Below are 15,257 nucleotides of genomic sequence, written 5' to 3' on the forward strand. Positions count from 1 at the left end.
CCACAGGAGTCACGAATCATGTCTGATCCGCAGCCGGTCTATTTAAGCGACTACCAGCCGCCCGACTATCAGGTCACCCATACCGAGCTGACGTTTGATCTTGACCCCACCGCGACCCGTGTCAAGGCACGTTTGACCATTGAGCGCCATGCCCAGGCCGCGCCGCAGGCGCCGCTAGTGCTCAATGGCGAGCATTTGACCCTGCGCTCGCTTGAACTCGACGGTCGCTCGCTGGCAGAGAGCGATTACCAGTTGAGCGATACCCAGCTCACCATTGGTGAGGTGCCCGAAGCGTTCGTGCTGGAGAGTGAGGTCGAGATTTCACCCAGCACCAACACCGCTCTGGAAGGGCTCTATCAATCCAACGGCATGTACTGTACCCAGTGCGAGGCTGAGGGGTTTCGGCGTATCACCTTTTATCCTGACCGCCCCGACGTCATGGCCACTTACAGAGTCACGGTGGTGGGCGATGCCGAAAGCGAGCCAGTGCTGCTGGCCAACGGCAACCCCGTCGAGCGTGGCGAGCTGCCTGGCGGGCGTCACTTCGTCACTTGGGAAGATCCGCATCCCAAACCCTGCTACCTGTTTGCCATGGTGGCGGGCAATCTGCACAAGGTCGAGGATCACTTCACGACCCTGAGCGGTCGTCGCGTGACCCTTCAGCTGTGGGTGGAGCAGGAAAACCTGAACAAGACCGATCACGCCATGGCATCGCTGAAGCGCTCCATGGCCTGGGATGAGCAGACCTACGGGCGTGAGTATGACCTGGACCTGTTCATGATCGTGGCGGTGAACGATTTCAACATGGGGGCCATGGAGAACAAAGGGCTGAACATCTTCAATTCGGCAGCCGTGTTGACCCACCCGGATACGGCTACCGACGCGGCTTTCCAGAACGTGGAAGGCATCGTGGCCCACGAATACTTCCACAACTGGTCGGGTAACCGGGTCACTTGTCGGGACTGGTTTCAGCTGTCGCTGAAAGAGGGCTTCACGGTCTTCCGGGACCAGTGCTTTTCGGCGGACGTCAACTCGGCGCCGGTCAAGCGTATTCAGGACGTGTCGTTTTTCCGTACGGCGCAGTTTGCTGAAGATGCAGGCCCCACGGCTCACCCCGTACGCCCAGACCACTATATCGAAATCACCAATTTCTACACCCTGACCATTTACGAAAAGGGTGCTGAGATCGTGCGGATGCTGCGCAATCTGCTGGGCTGGGAGGCGTTCCGTCGCGGTGCCGACCTTTACTTCGAGCGCTTCGACGGTCAGGCCGTGACCATCGAAGACTTCGTCGGCTGCATGGCCGAGGTCTCGGGGCTGGATCTGGAGCAGTTCATGCGCTGGTACGCCCAGGCAGGCACCCCCGAGATAGACGCCAACGGCGAATACGACTATGCCAATGCCGTGTACCGCCTGACGCTGCGCCAGCGTACCCCGGCGACGCCCGGCCAGCCGGTGAAGCAGCCGCTGCACATCCCCGTGCGTATGGGGTTGGTCGGCACCAAGTCGGGCCATGACCTGACCCTGACGCTGAACGGCGAGTCGCTGGGCAAGGATGCCGTGGTGCACTTGACCGACGATGAGCAGACGTTTGTGTTCACCGACGTTCCTGAAGCGCCAGTACCCTCGCTGCTGCGCGATTTCTCGGCCCCGGTGAAGCTGCACTTCCCCTATTCACGGGAAGAGCTGGCATTTTTGCTGACCCACGACAGCGATGGCTTCAATCGCTGGGATGCCGGTCAGCGGCTGGCCATGCTGGCGCTGGACGATCTGATCGCCGCTCATCGCAATGGGGTCGAAAAAGTCATGGACGGTCGCGTGGTGGAGGCCTTCAGAACCCTGTTGACGGGCCCCATGCAGGACAAGGCCGTGCTGGCCGAGATGCTCACGCTGCCCTCCGAGGCCTACATTGCCGAGCTGCAGCCGATCGTCGATGTGGATGCCATCCATGCGGCGCGAGAATTCGTTCGCCAGTCGTTGGCGCTGGCCCTACGCGAGGAGTTCCTGGCGGTCTACCAGGATAATCTCAGTGATGCGGCCTATGCACCTTCGGCTGAACAAATTGCCCAGCGCAGCCTCAAAAACGTGGCGCTCTCCTATCTGATGTCGATCGAGGATGACGAAGCCGTGGCGCTGTGCGAAGCGCAGTTCACGGCGGGACACAACATGACCGATGTTCGGCACGCCCTGACGCTGCTGGCGCACAGCGACCGTGACGACCTGGCGGCACCTGCCCTGAAAACGTTTGGCGAAAAGTGGGCCCACGACCCGCTGGTCATGGACCAGTGGTTTACCATCCAGGTTACACGGCCTCAGGCGGATGTGTTGGAGCGGGTACGCTACTTGATGCAGCACCCGGCCTTCTCGATCAAGAACCCCAACAAGGTGCGTGCGCTGGTGGGGGCATTTGCTCAGAACCGGGTGAACTTCCATCGCCTGGACGGGCAGGGCTATGTTTTACTGGCCGATGTGGTGATCGAGTTGAATCGACTCAACCCGGAAATTGCTGCACGGCTGATCACGCCGTTGACCCGCTGGCAGCGCTTTGACGAGGCTCGCCAGGAGCTGATGCGCCAGGAGCTGATGCGCATTCGCCAGGAGCCGCTTTCGGCGAACGTCTACGAGGTGGTCGAAAAAGCATTGGCTTAAGATCGTTCTTGCGGTTTAACCAGGGAAAGGAAACGCGCCAGTGACAGATCCGAACAAGCACTATCTACTGATCATCAACGGAAAATCAGCGGGCGACCCTGAGCTGCGCGAGGCGGTAGCCGCCCAGCGCAAGGCAGGCGTTGCCATCACGGTACGTGCCACCTGGGAAGGGGGCGATGCCGCCGACTTTGCGGCCGACGCAGAGGCTTTGGGGGCGACCCACGTGGTGGCCTGTGGCGGTGATGGCACGGTCAACGAGGTGGTCAATGGATTGATGCGCCTACCCCATGACCACCGCCCCCCGCTGGGTATCGTGCCGTTGGGTAGTGCCAATGATTTCGCCACGTCGGTAGGGCTGCCTCTGGAGCCCGGACCTGCGCTGCAAGCGGCTATCTCGCTCGCAGCGGCGCCCATCGACGTGATTCGCATGACGGCGGAAGCCAACGGCGAGCAGTCGGTCAGCTACTACGTCAACATGACCACCGGTGGCTTTGGGGCCGAAATTACCTCTTCGACCCCGAAAACCCTCAAACGCATGTTGGGCGGGGGTGCCTACTCGCTGATGGGCGCGCTCAAGGCGTGGCGGCACCGCAGTTATCGCGGCACGCTGCATTGGGCCGACAGCGAACAGGTCGCTTCGCTGCTGCTGCTGGCGCTGGGCAACGGGCGTCAATCGGGGGGCGGTCAGGTGCTGGCACCCAGGGCCCGGTTGGATGATGGGCGTCTGGATGTCCTGCTGGTCAAGGATTTCCGTTCGGTGCTGGAACTGCCTGCCTTGTTAGGAGAGCTGCAGCATTTTCCGCCGGACGGCCGCTACGTGCGCTACTTCACGGCCAGCCAATTGACCGTGACCACCAGGCCGGACGATGACCCCTGGCCGCTGACCCTGGACGGCGAAGCAAAGCGCTACGAGCGCTTTACGGCCGAAGTGGTGCCGCTGGCGCTCAAGGTGCTGCTACCCGAAGGGTGTGCGCTGTTGTCGGCCAATGAACGCCACTAGCCTGTCATAATTGAGTCATTGAATACGATGTTTTAAGGAGCTACACGCAATGGTGAATCGACTCTGGATGCCTGTGTTGGCCAGCATGGCGCTGTTACTCAGTGCCTGTGGCGACAGCCAGGAAGAAGCCAACGTTTCCCCGGAAGAGACCCCTGCCACGCTGACTGAGGAGGAGGGGGCTGCCACCACGGAGGCGGCGCAGGACGACGGGGAGGACGAGGTGCCGGACCCGCAGGAGGTCGAGGACGATATTGAAGCGCGTCAGGCCGCGGAGCAGTTGGAAGCCGCCGAAGCGATGCGCGAGGGCGATGAGCAAGAACCCGGCGTGCCGGAAGCCAGCGAGCTGCAGGCCGGTGAAGAGACGCTGGGGGCCGACCCCGACGACGCTCTGGATGAAGCCAGTGCCATGCCGGGGGAAACCACGCGTTCTGACGTAGACGACATGATCGCCGAAACCGAGCGCCGCTTCGAAGAGGCCCAGCGCCAGCTCGAAGAGCAGTTTCAGGAGGTGGAGCAGCAGCGTCCCGAGCTGGAGCCCATGGAGAGCGAGACCTCATCGAGCGACTGGGAAACGGACAGCGCCATTACGGAGGGAGCGCCGCTGGACGATGGTCTGGAAGTGACCGACGTGGATGCCCTGATCGAAGATACCGAGCGCCGTTTTGAAGAAGCCCAGCGCCGCCTGGAAGAGCAGTTCGAAGAGCTGGAGCGGGAACGGCTGGAGACATCAGGCGCTGGCAACGATACCACGTCGCCCTGATACTACCTCTGATCAAGCTGGCTTCATGGCAGCGCATAAAAGAAGGCCCGCCGGAGCGGGCCTTCTACATTGGCCTGGGTTATACCGGGCGAATGTTGGACGCCTGAAGGCCTTTCTTACCCTGAGTCACTTCGAAGCTGACCTTTTGACCATCCTGCAAGGTCTTGAAGCCTTCAGCCTGAATTTCGGAGAAGTGGGCAAAGAGATCGTCACCGCCGTCATCGGGAGAGATGAAGCCGTAACCTTTCGTATCGTTGAACCACTTGACAGTACCAGTTGCCATCATTCATATCCTTAACGTGCTTGATGATTAGGCGGACATTCACGGTGTTTGCCCGCCAAATTCACTTTAGAAGCAAATAGCCGGGTCGTCCAGTGGCCCCGAAGCCCTTCCCGATAACGCCTTTTCGCGAGCCTGATACGCATGCCTTTTACCTTGATCGACGCGCAGTTCATCCCGTTTCTGGTGGCCATTACGCTGCTCTCTATCAGCCCTGGGGTGGACACCCTGCTGGTGATTCGCAATACGGCACGCGGTGGCCTGCGCGACGGTATTGCCACCAGCGTGGCCATCTGCTGCGGCCTCTTCGTGCACGCAACGGTGTCGGCGCTGGGCATTTCGCTGATTCTTCTGCAATCGGCTTGGGCATTCAATGCGCTCAAGCTGGCCGGGGCGGCCTATCTGATCTGGCTGGGGGTTTCCAGTTTGATGGCCGCCCGTAGAGGAACGCCGCTGCCCGTCAAAGGCGTCATGCAGAACGCTGCGCCTGTCCCGCTCTGGCAGCCCATCAAGGAAGGGTTGCTGTCGAACGTGCTGAACCCCAAGACCGTGGTGTTTTACATGGCCTTTCTGCCGCAGTTCATCGCGCCCACCGACCCCGCCCTGCTGAAGTCGCTGTGGCTGGCAAGCATTCACTTCGTGATTGCCAATGTGTGGCAGATCAGCGTGGTATTGATGGTCGGGGGCGCCAGCAAATGGCTGGCCAGCGCGCGCTTTGCACAAACCCTGAATGCGGCCACGGGGGCGGTGCTGGTCATGTTCGGGCTGCGGCTGGCGCTGGAGCAGCGCCCGGTGTGACCGGGCGCGGGAGGGGGCGGAGACAGGCTTAGCGTTGAACCAGCGCGCGGTCGTAGCGAACGCTCTGCTCGCTGTCGTTCAATAGCGAGACGCCTTCGCTGCTACCGCCGTTGGCCAGGCTCTCGAAGATGACCCGATAGCTCAGCACGGCCTGCACGTAATCGCGGGTTTCGCGGAAGGGGATGCTCTCCACGAACAGGTCGAACGACTCCATGCTGTTACTGCCCAGCCACTGGTCTACGCGACCAGGGCCGGCATTGTAAGCTGCCGTCGCGGCAAGGCGGTTGCCACGGTAACGGTCGAGCTTGTCACGCAGGTAGGTGCTGCCCAGGCGAATGTTCAGTTCGGGGTCGAGTACGCCGTAAGGCCCGGGGTCGCTGAGTCCCAATTGGCGACTGACCTGCGTGGCGGTGCCGGGCATCAGCTGCATCAGGCCGCGCGCGCCAGCCGGTGACAGCGCCACGGGGTTGTAGGCGCTCTCCCGACGGGTGATCGCCATCAGCAGGAAGGGGTCTACGCCGGTCATGCGGCCCCAATGCAGAAAGCTGTCCCGGTAGGCGGGTGGGAAGCGCCACTCCAGGGCATCCCACATCTCACCGGCAATCGTGGTTTGTACCAGCCGGGCATGCCACTGCTGCTGGGCAGCGTAGTCGGCGAGGGCGCGAGCCTGGTAAGGCGACGCTTCGCGCACGGCATGCAGCCACTCGCTGTTGGCCAGGCCCTCTTCACCAATCCGCAGCAGCGCTTGCGTGCGCTGTACGGCGGGCAGTCGCGCGATATCCTCACGGGTGGCTTCGTCGAAGTGGTGGCGTTCGTGGTTGAGCCGGTACGGCTGGCCGATTTTCTCAGCGGCGGCAAAGCCATAGAAACTACGGTCCTGGGCAGCCTGCTGGTAGCGTGCCTGAGCGGCTTCCTGATTACCCAGCTGTTCGTTGGCGCGTCCCAGCCAGTACTGCCAGCGGCTGCTCTCCTGCTGGCTGGCGGGCATCTCTGCAATCCAGTGGATGACGTCGGTCCATTGGCGCTCCGCCAGGGCGCGGCGCACCCGAAGCTCCAGCACCCGCTCGCTCTGCAAGGAGGGCAGCACGCTGTCTACCCAGCTCAGTGTACCCGGCACGTCGCGCACCAGGGCGTAGAAGGCCAGCTCCTCCTCGATGACCTGCTGGTCGCTGGGCGCCAGCGTCAGGCGCGGGGCGATCTGTTGCCAGGCGGCAAAGGCGCGGGGTGTGTCTTCGCGGGTATAGCGCTGCATGGCCGCCTGATAGAACGCTGCCGTGGCGGCGCATTCAGGCCCCAGGCAAGTAGGGGCCGTGGTCAGGCTGCCGAGGCTTGTGTTGGCCCGCTCCGCCGTATCGATGGCCGTTTGCCACTGGCCGCTGAGCAACCCTCCCAGGTAAGTGCTCAAACGCTGCTCGCCTGCTTGCCAGGCCAGCATCTTGCGCTCCCAGATGGCGGTAGCATCGATGGTGCCATCCGCGCGCAGGCGGCTGAACAGGGCGTTGCAGGCGTCCGGCTGTGAGCTGCCCACACGCCACAGCGCCAGGCCTGCCGTGCGTGCCTGTTCGGGGGCGCGATCGAGGAGCGCCGTGTAGTAGTAGCACTGCCGTGCCGTCCCGGCAGGCTCGCCATCGGCAACGGCCAGCAGGTCGCTGAAACGGCCCGCATAGCCGTAGTTGGCAATGGCCTGGCCGCGCAGCCACTCGCCCAGGGGGGAGTCATTGTGCCGCTCGATGAATTGCAGTACCTGGCTGACAGAGACGTTGGGCAGCTGCTGGCGTAGCCGGTGATACTCCACATAGCCGCTGAGGATATGCCCGTCGATGGCGCTCTGGTCGATTTGCTGCCACTGCTGCTGACGGGCGGCGTTCAGCGCATCGCGCATGGCCTCGTCCGAGGCGGCCCAGGACGCAGATGGCAGGCCGATCAGTGCCGCGGCACACAGCGTGCGAAGGGTAGAACGAAATGGCGTTGCCTGCATGGCACTCCCTCTTTAACTGGCGGATATGACGGTCGAGTGGATGATGGCCACCGTCGCGTGGCAGCCGCGATCATGAACTATTTGGCCAAATGACGTTCTGACCATTGTACCCTGAGAGGATTCCCTGACGATGGCACGATTATCTAGCTGGTGGTTGTTTCGTCGCTTGAAAGGTCGGGCCTGGGCCATCAAGCGAGTGGCCCGTGCACTCACGCTTTTCATGCCCATGACCCGCGACGTACTACGAGGCAGCTTCAGGCCGGTGCCCTGGGCTGCCTTCGGTACCATGGCCTTGGCACTGGCCTATCTGGTCATGCCCTTTGATCTTATTCCTGATTTCCTGGTCATCATCGGCCTGGTCGACGATGTGCTGATCGTCGGTTGGCTGTTGAATCGTGTGGATCGCCACCTGGCCGAATATCGCGCCTGGAAGGCCGAGAACGAGGCAGCGTCGACGGCTGCCTGATCGGCGCAGCTGGTTGGCTAGCGCTTGAAATCCCATCACTTATCCCCATATTGCCTTCATCCTGTTCTACGCCTCTGCCTGGCTGGCAGAGGCGACACGCCACACGAAATAGATGAGGGCTAAGCGCATGACCACGGCGACCCACGAAGAAACTCTTGGCTTTCAAACCGAAGTCAAGCAGCTTCTGAACCTGATGATCCACTCCCTGTATTCCAACCGGGAGATATTCCTGCGTGAGCTGATTTCCAACGCAGCGGATGCCTGCGACAAGCTGCGCTATGCAGCCCTGGACAACGACGCCCTGTACGAAGGTGACAGCGAGCTGCGCATCGAAATCGAGCACGACCGTGATGCCAATACCATCACCTTGCGTGACAACGGTATCGGCATGAACCGCGAAGATGTCATCGCCAACCTGGGGACCATCGCGCGTTCAGGCACCGCCGAGTTTCTCAAGCAGCTTTCCGGTGAACAGCAGAAGGATGCCAAGCTGATCGGTCAGTTCGGTGTCGGTTTCTACTCTGGCTTCATTGTGGCAGACGAAGTCGCCGTACGCACTCGCAAGGCGGGTACCGCCACTTCGGAAGGCGTCGAGTGGCGCTCGCGGGGCGAAGGTGAGTTCACCGTGGCCGATATCGAGCGCGAGGTGCACGGCACCGAGATCACCCTGCACCTGAAAGAAGATGCCAAGGAGTTTGCCGACGACTACCGCCTGCAAAGCCTGGTGCGCAAGTACTCCGATCACATCGAGGTGCCGGTGCGCATGCCCAAGACCGAGTCCGCTCGTGACGACGAGGGTAACGAGATCGAAGGCAGTGAAGTCACCACCTGGGAAACCGTCAACGAAGCCACGGCGCTGTGGGCACGTCCCAAGAGCGACGTGTCGGACGACGAGTACAAGGCGTTCTACAAGCACGTGGCCCACGACTTCAGTGATCCGCTGACCTGGAGCCACAACAAGGTCGAGGGCAAGCTGGAGTACACCAGCCTGCTCTACGTGCCGGGCCGTGCACCGTTCGACATGTTCGACCGTGACGGTTCCCGGGGCGTCAAACTGTACGTTCAGCGGGTATTCATCATGGATGACGCCGAACAGTTCCTGCCGCTCTACCTGCGTTTCATCAAGGGCGTGCTGGACACCCGCGATTTGTCGCTGAACGTCTCTCGTGAGCTGCTGCAGCAGGATCCCAAGGTCGACAAGATCAAGGGCGCCTTGACCAAGCGTGCCCTGGACATGCTCAAGAAGCTTTCCAAGGATAGCGAGCAGTACCAGACGTTCTGGAACACCTTTGGCAGCGTGCTGAAAGAAGGGCCGGGTGAAGACTTCGCCAACCGCGAGAAAATCGCCGGTCTGCTGCGCTTTGCTTCCACGCATACCGACACGTCCGCCCAGGAGCATTCTCTGGCCGAATACGTCGAGCGCATGAAGGAAGGTCAGAAGAAGATCTATTACGTGGTGGCCGACAGCTTCAATGCCGCGAAGAACAGCCCTCACCTGGAGATCTTCCGCAAGAAAGGTATCGAGGTGCTGCTACTCTCCGATCGTATCGATGAGTGGCTGATGAGCCACCTGACCGAGTTCGACGGCAAGTCTTTCGCCGACGTGGCCAAAGGCGAGCTGGACCTGGGCGATGTCGAAGACGAAGCCGAGAAGCAGGCTCAAGAAGAGACCGCCAAGGCAAAAGAGGCGCTGGTCAAGCGCGTTCAGGAGGCGCTGGGCGAGCACGTGCAGTCGGTGAAGGTCACTCACCGTCTGACCGACTCGCCTGCCTGTGTGGTGCTGCCGGAGCATGAGATGGGCTATCAGATGCGGCGCATCATGGAGGCCGCGGGGCAGAAACTGCCCGACGTGAAGCCCATTCTCGAGCTCAACCCCGATCATCCGCTGGTGGCAAGACTCGAAGGCAGCGAAGGCGAGCTGTTTGCCCAGCTGGCGCATATTCTGCTCGATCAGGCGATCATCGCCGAAGGTGGCCACCTGGACGACCCGGCGGCTTACGTGAAGCGGCTGAACAGCGTGCTGACCGCGTGATGCCCATCCGTTGAGGGATGCGGCCCGCCTGGCCTGCCAGGCGGGCCGTTTGTTTTTCGGCCTGTTTTGAACGGCGCAGGCGGCCGTTGGTGATAAAGTAGGTGATCACTATGAATGCTAAACGATCAGGATATCCTCATGGCGGATGAGCAACAGATTAAGGTCGCCGTGCTGGGCGGGGGGAGTTTTGGTACCGCCCTGGCCAGCATTGCGGCAGACAACGGTGCCCAGGTGCGCCAGTGGATGCGTGACGAAGCGCTGGTGGCGCAGATCAATCAGGAGCACCGTAATGGCCGCTACCTGCCCGATTATCCGATCAACCCTGCCGTCGAGGCGTCCACTGACCTGGAAGCCGTCCTGGTGGGCGCGGAGCTGGTGCTGATCGCCATTCCCTCCAAGGCGTTTCGCAGCGTGGTGCAGGCGGCCAAACCGTGGCTGACCGCCCAGCAGATTCTCGTCAGTACCACCAAGGGGATCGAGCAGGAGAGTTTTCTGCTGATGAGCCAGGTGCTGGAGCAGGAGACCGGCTTTAGCCATATTGGCGTGATTGCGGGCCCTAATCTGGCCTCCGAGATTGCCGATAAACAGCTGACCGCGACCGTGATTGCCAGCGCCGACGCCCTGACGCGTACTCGGGTGCAGCAGGTGCTGGGGTGTCGCTATTTCCGCGTTTACGCCAGTAATGACCGGCACGGCGTCGAGCTGGGCGGGGCACTCAAGAATATCTATGCCATCGCCGCAGGCATGGCAGCGGCACTGGGCATGGGTGAAAACACCCGCAGCATGCTGATGACCCGTGCACTGGCGGAGATGAGCCGATTTGCCGTGGCCCAGGGGGCCAATCCGATGACGTTTCTGGGGTTGGCGGGAGTCGGTGACTTGATCGTGACCTGCTCCTCGAATCTGTCGCGTAACTATCGGGTGGGGTATGCGCTGGGCGAGGGGCGTGACCTGGAGGCTGCGGTAGAAGCGCTGGGGCAGGTCGCGGAAGGGGTCAATACCGTCAAGCTGGTGTGCGCCAAGGCTGAGGAGTTGGGCGTTTACATGCCGCTGGCGGAAGGGCTGAAGCGGGTGCTGTTCGATGGCGTGCCCGCCCAGGAAATGGCGCGCACGCTGATGCTGGGTGAGCAAAGCAGCGACGTCGAATTCATTCTGCCCCGTGAGGCCGTACAGCAGGCGCACCGGGAACAGACATCGCCCCCTCGGGTGGCGGTCAGCAAAGGAGATGTTCATGAGTGACCAGGGAAATCAGGCGCTGCGCCATGGCGGCGCGAGCCCTCTGCTGATCATGCGGCATGGTGAGGCCGTTCCTGGCTTTCCAGACCCGGTGCGTGCGCTGACTCGCCGCGGCGAACAGGAAGCGGGCGCCATGGCGCGCTGGCTGGCAGCGCGGGTCAGTGAGGGGGAGCTTGCCACCCCCGTGCTGTATGCCAGCCCGTATGTGCGTGCGCAGCAAACCGCTGAGCATATCCGTGATGCCTTGGGCATTCCCTTGAATACATTGACGTTCATCACGCCAGACGATTCCGCCAGCGACGTGGCCGAGTGGCTGATGGCACAACAGTCCCAAGGGCCCATCATGCTGGTCAGCCATATGCCGCTGGTGGGCGAGTTGGCAGGATTATTGGTCGAAGGTGCGCCGAGCCAGGGGCTGGGTTTCCCCACGGCGGCCATTGCCGAGCTGGAGGCCGATGTCTGGGCGGCAGGATGCGCTCAGCTGCAGCGCTTCACCCAGCCCAGCCAGCTGTAGCGGCTGGTTGTAGCGGCTGCCGAAGCAGCCGCTCATGTTGATGCGCTGGCAATGGGCGCGCGTTACAGCAGAGCGTCCAGCTTGGTCTTGAGCAGGTCGTTCACTTGTTGAGGATTGGCGGTGCCGCGAGAGGCCTTCATGACCTGGCCCACGAAGTAGCCTATCATCTTGCCGCGCTTCTCGGGCTCCGAATCGCGGTACTGGGCGACCTGGGCCGGGCTCTCGGCGATGACTTGATCGATCATGCCTTCGATGGCGCCAGTGTCGGTCACCTGCTTCAGCCCTTTGGCATCGATGATGGCGTCGGCGCTCTCCCCCTGGCCATTCCACAGTGCCTGGAAGACCTGCTTGGCAGCCTTGCCGTTGATGGTCCCATCGAGCACGCGGCGTACCACTTCGCCTAACTGCTGGGCCGAGACGGGGCTGTTCTGAATGCTCAGGTTTTCCCGGTTCAAGGCGCCGGACAGCTCGCCCTGAACCCAGTTGGCCGCCTGCTTGGCATCGCCACACACCCGGTGGACTTCCTCGAAGAACTCCGCCATTTCGCGGCTGGCCGAGAGTACGTTGGCATCGTAAGCCGATAGCCCCAGCGCGTCCTGGAAGCGAGCGCGCTTGTCGGCGGGCAGTTCCGGCAGCTGGCTGCGCAGATGCTCCAGGTAGGCTTCATCGAGAACCACGGGCAGCAGGTCAGGGCAGGGGAAGTAGCGGTAATCGTTGGCTTCTTCCTTGGTGCGCATGCTGCGGGTCTCATCGCGCTCCGGGTCGTACAGGCGGGTTTCCTGCACCACGCTGCCGCCATCTTCGATCAGCTCAATCTGACGCTCGACTTCGAAGGCGATGGCGCGTTCCACGAAGCGGAACGAGTTGACGTTCTTGATTTCCGCACGCGTGCCGAACGCTTCCTGCCCTTTGGGGCGCACCGAGACGTTGACATCACAGCGCATCGAGCCTTCGGCCATGTTGCCGTCGGAAATGCCCAGGTAGGTCACGATGGAGTGGATGGCCTTCAGATAGGCCGCCGCTTCCTTGGCGTTGCGCATGTCCGGTTCGGAGACGATCTCCAGCAGCGGGGTGCCTGCGCGGTTCAGGTCGATGCCGGTCATGCCGTGGAAGTCTTCATGCAGCGACTTGCCTGCATCTTCTTCCAGGTGGGCATGGTGGATGCGGATGCGCTTGGTGGTGTCGTCGTCCAGGGTGATTTCCACCTCGCCAGCGCCCACGATGGGGTGATACATCTGGCTAGTCTGGTAGCCCTTGGGCAAGTCAGGGTAGAAGTAGTTCTTGCGGTCGAAGACCGATACTTCCGGGATCTCGGCATGGACGGCCAGGCCGAACTGAACGGCCATGGCGACCGCCTGTTCGTTCAAGACGGGCAGTACGCCAGGTAGGCCCAGATCAACGGCGCAGGCCTGGGTGTTCGGCTCGGCGCCAAACGCCGTCGAGGCGCCGGAAAATATCTTGGAACGCGTTGCGAGCTGAACGTGGACCTCGAGCCCAATCACGGTTTCCCATTGCATCAGGCGTTCTCCTCGGCAAAGGCAGGCTGTTTGAGATGCCAGTCGGTGGCTTGCTGGAACTGGTGAGCGACGTTGAGTAGCTGCGCTTCGGCAAAGTGCGTGCCGAGAATTTGCAGGCCCACCGGGCGGCCGCCCGCAAATCCGGCCGGAACGCTGATGCCGGGAATGCCCGCCAGGTTCACGGCAATGGTGTAGATATCCTGCAGGTACATCGACACCGGGTCCTTCTTCGCGCCCAGGTCGAAGGCGGGCGTGGGCGATGCGGGTCCCATCAGCACATCGACATCTTCGAAGGCGTCGAGGAAGTCCTGACGAATCAGGCGACGCACCTTCTGGGCCTTGGTGTAATAAGCGTCGAAGAAGCCTTCCGACAGAGTGTGGGTGCCAATCAGGATACGCCGCTTGACCTCCTCGCCAAACCCTTCGGCCCGCGAGCGGGTGTAAAGATCGATCAGGTCGGCAGGCGCCTTGCAGCGGTGGCCGAAGCGCACGCCGTCGAAGCGCGACAGGTTGGAGGAAGCTTCGGCGGGGGCAATCACGTAATAGGCCGGGATGGCGTAGTGCGTGTGCGGCAGGCTGACTTCGCGCACCGTGGCACCCAGCGATTCGTAGACCTTGATGGCGTCACGCACGGCTTGCTCGACGCCCGGGTCGAGGCCGTCGCCAAAATACTCCCTGGGCAGACCGATTTTCAGGCCTGACAGCGGCGCGTTGAGGGTTTCGGTGTAGTCAGGCACGCCACGGGCGACGCTGGTGGAGTCGCGCAGGTCGTGCCCGGCAACCACGTTGAGCAGCAGGGCGCAATCTTCAGCCGTACGTGCCATCGGGCCTGCCTGGTCGAGGCTGGAGGCATAGGCAATCATGCCGTAACGGGAGACGCGCCCATAGGTGGGCTTCAATCCGGTGATGCCGCAGAACGCGGCCGGCTGACGAATGGAGCCACCGGTGTCGGTGCCCATGGCTGCGGGTACTAGCCCTGCCGCTACCGCTGCCGCGCTGCCGCCTGAGCTGCCGCCGGGAACGGCCGACAGGTCCCAGGGGTTCTTGACCGCGCCATAGTGGCTGTTTTCGTTGGACGAGCCCATGGCGAACTCGTCCATGTTGGTCTTGCCGAGGCTGATGGTGCCTGCGGCCGCCAGTTTTTCCACCACGGTGGCATCGTAAGGCGCGATGAAATTATCGAGCATTCTGGAGCCGCAGGTGGTTTTGACACCCTGGGTGCAGAAGATGTCTTTCAGCGCCAGGGGGATGCCTGCCAGCTTGCTTGCTGTGCCTGCCGCCCGTGCCTGGTCGGCGGCTTCGGCCTGATTCAGCGCTTGTTCGGCGGTCACCGTGATAAAGCTGTTGAGCTTGTCATCGGTTTTTTCGATGCGCTGTAAAAAATGGGAGGTCAGCTCTCGGCTGGAGAGGTCACCGCTACCCAGGGCGGCGGCGAGCTGCGTTACGGTTTTATCGTGCATGACCCGGAAGCTCCGTTCGGGGGCGAATGAAATAAGCAGAAACGAGCGGGGTGCGGCGGTTACTCAACCACCCGAGGCACCAGGTACAGGCCGTTTTCCACTGCCGGAGCACAGCGCTGGAAAGCGTCGCGCTGGTTGGTTTCGGTGACTTCGTCGGCGCGCAGGCGCTGCGTGGCATCCAGCGGGTGGGCCAATGGCGCCACACCTTCGGTATCCACGCTCTGGAGCTGGTCGACCATGTCCAGAATGCGGCTGAGGTCGTCGACGAAGCCACTGGCTTGGTCATCGCTGACGGCGAGTCGGGCCAGATGCGCGGCCCGGCGCACATGAGATTCTTCAAGCGCCATGATCGAGGTTTCCTCGCAAACGTGATGGAACATATTCCGCTTTGAGCGGTATACATACGGTCATCTTGAATTCGTCTTGTGGAACAGACGTGGAAAATAGCCGCAAAAGGTACCACATATTGCGCCCCACGGGCACCATTGGGCACGACTCGTGCTTGCTGCCAAGGGGTTGCGGTGATACCGTTTGCATCCGCACAGGGTTCCCGGTCTGCACTAGGTA

General features: G+C 62.0%; 13 protein-coding genes. 8 read left to right on the forward strand and 5 right to left on the reverse strand.

Annotated features, from left to right (window positions below; genetic code table 11):
* Positions 1–18: 18 nt before the first annotated feature.
* The 3 genes from pepN to IE061_RS05220 are packed head-to-tail and all read left to right on the forward strand — an operon-like array spanning position 19 to position 4,409.
* Positions 19–2,649 carry an aminopeptidase N gene (gene pepN / locus IE061_RS05210; RefSeq protein WP_193461162.1) on the forward strand — a complete coding sequence of 877 codons (2,631 nt, stop codon included), beginning with the start codon at positions 19–21 and terminating at the stop codon, positions 2,647–2,649.
* Between the two features lie 40 nt (positions 2,650–2,689).
* On the forward strand, positions 2,690–3,649 hold the full coding sequence (yegS, locus tag IE061_RS05215; protein ID WP_193461163.1) for a lipid kinase YegS: 960 nt from the start codon (positions 2,690–2,692) through the stop codon (positions 3,647–3,649).
* A 49-nt stretch (positions 3,650–3,698) separates the two neighbouring features.
* Positions 3,699–4,409: a hypothetical protein gene (locus IE061_RS05220; RefSeq protein WP_100730767.1), complete on the forward strand. Its 711-nt coding sequence runs from the start codon at positions 3,699–3,701 to the stop codon at positions 4,407–4,409.
* A 79-nt stretch (positions 4,410–4,488) separates the two neighbouring features.
* Here the strand turns inward: IE061_RS05220 and IE061_RS05225 are convergent, their stop codons facing one another.
* Entirely contained in the window at positions 4,489–4,692 is a 204-nt protein-coding gene (locus IE061_RS05225; protein ID WP_016913457.1) for a cold-shock protein, read from the reverse strand.
* Positions 4,693–4,833: 141 nt separating this feature from the next.
* On the opposite strand from IE061_RS05225, the gene IE061_RS05230 reads away from it, so the two are divergent.
* Positions 4,834–5,487, forward strand: coding sequence for a LysE family translocator (locus tag IE061_RS05230; protein WP_081136993.1), 654 nt, complete (start codon positions 4,834–4,836; stop codon positions 5,485–5,487).
* A 28-nt stretch (positions 5,488–5,515) separates the two neighbouring features.
* Here IE061_RS05230 and IE061_RS05235 read toward each other — a convergent pair whose 3' ends face one another.
* Positions 5,516–7,465: a transglycosylase SLT domain-containing protein gene (locus IE061_RS05235; RefSeq protein WP_193461164.1), complete on the reverse strand. Its 1,950-nt coding sequence runs from the start codon at positions 7,463–7,465 to the stop codon at positions 5,516–5,518.
* Between the two features lie 130 nt (positions 7,466–7,595).
* Here IE061_RS05235 and IE061_RS05240 point away from each other — a divergent pair, with 130 nt between their 5' ends.
* The 4 genes from IE061_RS05240 (at position 7,596) to sixA (ending at position 11,713) form a co-directional block, all read left to right on the forward strand.
* Entirely contained in the window at positions 7,596–7,931 is a 336-nt protein-coding gene (locus tag IE061_RS05240) for a YkvA family protein (RefSeq protein WP_193461165.1), read from the forward strand.
* A 127-nt stretch (positions 7,932–8,058) separates the two neighbouring features.
* A complete protein-coding gene (gene htpG / locus IE061_RS05245) occupies positions 8,059–9,963 on the forward strand; it encodes a molecular chaperone HtpG (RefSeq protein WP_193461166.1) in 1,905 nt (634 codons plus the stop codon).
* A gap of 138 nt (positions 9,964–10,101) precedes the next feature.
* On the forward strand, positions 10,102–11,202 hold the full coding sequence (locus IE061_RS05250; RefSeq protein ID WP_052196376.1) for an NAD(P)H-dependent glycerol-3-phosphate dehydrogenase: 1,101 nt from the start codon (positions 10,102–10,104) through the stop codon (positions 11,200–11,202).
* Positions 11,195–11,713: a phosphohistidine phosphatase SixA gene (gene sixA / locus IE061_RS05255; RefSeq protein ID WP_193461167.1), complete on the forward strand. Its 519-nt coding sequence runs from the start codon at positions 11,195–11,197 to the stop codon at positions 11,711–11,713. The genes IE061_RS05250 and sixA overlap by 8 nt, the downstream gene beginning before the upstream one ends.
* Before the next feature lie 62 nt (positions 11,714–11,775).
* On the opposite strand, the gene gatB is transcribed toward sixA, so the two are convergent.
* From gatB to gatC, 3 genes are read right to left on the reverse strand one after another with little or no spacing between them, the layout of a single operon-like run.
* Entirely contained in the window at positions 11,776–13,230 is a 1,455-nt protein-coding gene (gatB, locus tag IE061_RS05260) for an Asp-tRNA(Asn)/Glu-tRNA(Gln) amidotransferase subunit GatB (RefSeq protein WP_081194179.1), read from the reverse strand.
* On the reverse strand, positions 13,230–14,690 hold the full coding sequence (gene gatA, locus IE061_RS05265; protein WP_193461168.1) for an Asp-tRNA(Asn)/Glu-tRNA(Gln) amidotransferase subunit GatA: 1,461 nt from the start codon (positions 14,688–14,690) through the stop codon (positions 13,230–13,232). Before gatA ends, gatB begins: the two co-directional genes overlap by 1 nt.
* A 59-nt stretch (positions 14,691–14,749) precedes the next feature.
* Positions 14,750–15,037 (reverse strand): Asp-tRNA(Asn)/Glu-tRNA(Gln) amidotransferase subunit GatC, encoded by a 288-nt coding sequence (gene gatC, locus IE061_RS05270; RefSeq protein ID WP_016913466.1) that lies wholly within the window; start codon positions 15,035–15,037, stop codon positions 14,750–14,752.
* Between the last annotated feature and the right edge of the window lie 220 nt (positions 15,038–15,257).

Origin of the sequence: Vreelandella hamiltonii, from assembly GCF_014651795.1 — a bacterium.
Classification (GTDB): domain Bacteria; phylum Pseudomonadota; class Gammaproteobacteria; order Pseudomonadales; family Halomonadaceae; genus Vreelandella; species Vreelandella hamiltonii.

Bases quoted from the DNA above. Each gene is read 5' to 3' on its own strand.
- pepN (WP_193461162.1), top strand. From the start codon at position 19: ATGTCTGATCCGCAGCCGGTCTATTTAAGCGACTACCAGCCGCCCGAC.
- IE061_RS05220 (WP_100730767.1), top strand. From the start codon at position 3,699: ATGGTGAATCGACTCTGGATGCCTGTGTTGGCCAGCATGGCGCTGTTA.
- IE061_RS05225 (WP_016913457.1), bottom strand. From the start codon at position 4,692: ATGGCAACTGGTACTGTCAAGTGGTTCAACGATACGAAAGGTTACGGC.
- IE061_RS05230 (WP_081136993.1), top strand. From the start codon at position 4,834: ATGCCTTTTACCTTGATCGACGCGCAGTTCATCCCGTTTCTGGTGGCC.
- IE061_RS05235 (WP_193461164.1), bottom strand. From the start codon at position 7,465: ATGCAGGCAACGCCATTTCGTTCTACCCTTCGCACGCTGTGTGCCGCG.
- IE061_RS05240 (WP_193461165.1), top strand. From the start codon at position 7,596: ATGGCACGATTATCTAGCTGGTGGTTGTTTCGTCGCTTGAAAGGTCGG.
- htpG (WP_193461166.1), top strand. From the start codon at position 8,059: ATGACCACGGCGACCCACGAAGAAACTCTTGGCTTTCAAACCGAAGTC.
- IE061_RS05250 (WP_052196376.1), top strand. From the start codon at position 10,102: ATGGCGGATGAGCAACAGATTAAGGTCGCCGTGCTGGGCGGGGGGAGT.
- sixA (WP_193461167.1), top strand. From the start codon at position 11,195: ATGAGTGACCAGGGAAATCAGGCGCTGCGCCATGGCGGCGCGAGCCCT.
- gatB (WP_081194179.1), bottom strand. From the start codon at position 13,230: ATGCAATGGGAAACCGTGATTGGGCTCGAGGTCCACGTTCAGCTCGCA.
- gatA (WP_193461168.1), bottom strand. From the start codon at position 14,690: ATGCACGATAAAACCGTAACGCAGCTCGCCGCCGCCCTGGGTAGCGGT.
- gatC (WP_016913466.1), bottom strand. From the start codon at position 15,037: ATGGCGCTTGAAGAATCTCATGTGCGCCGGGCCGCGCATCTGGCCCGA.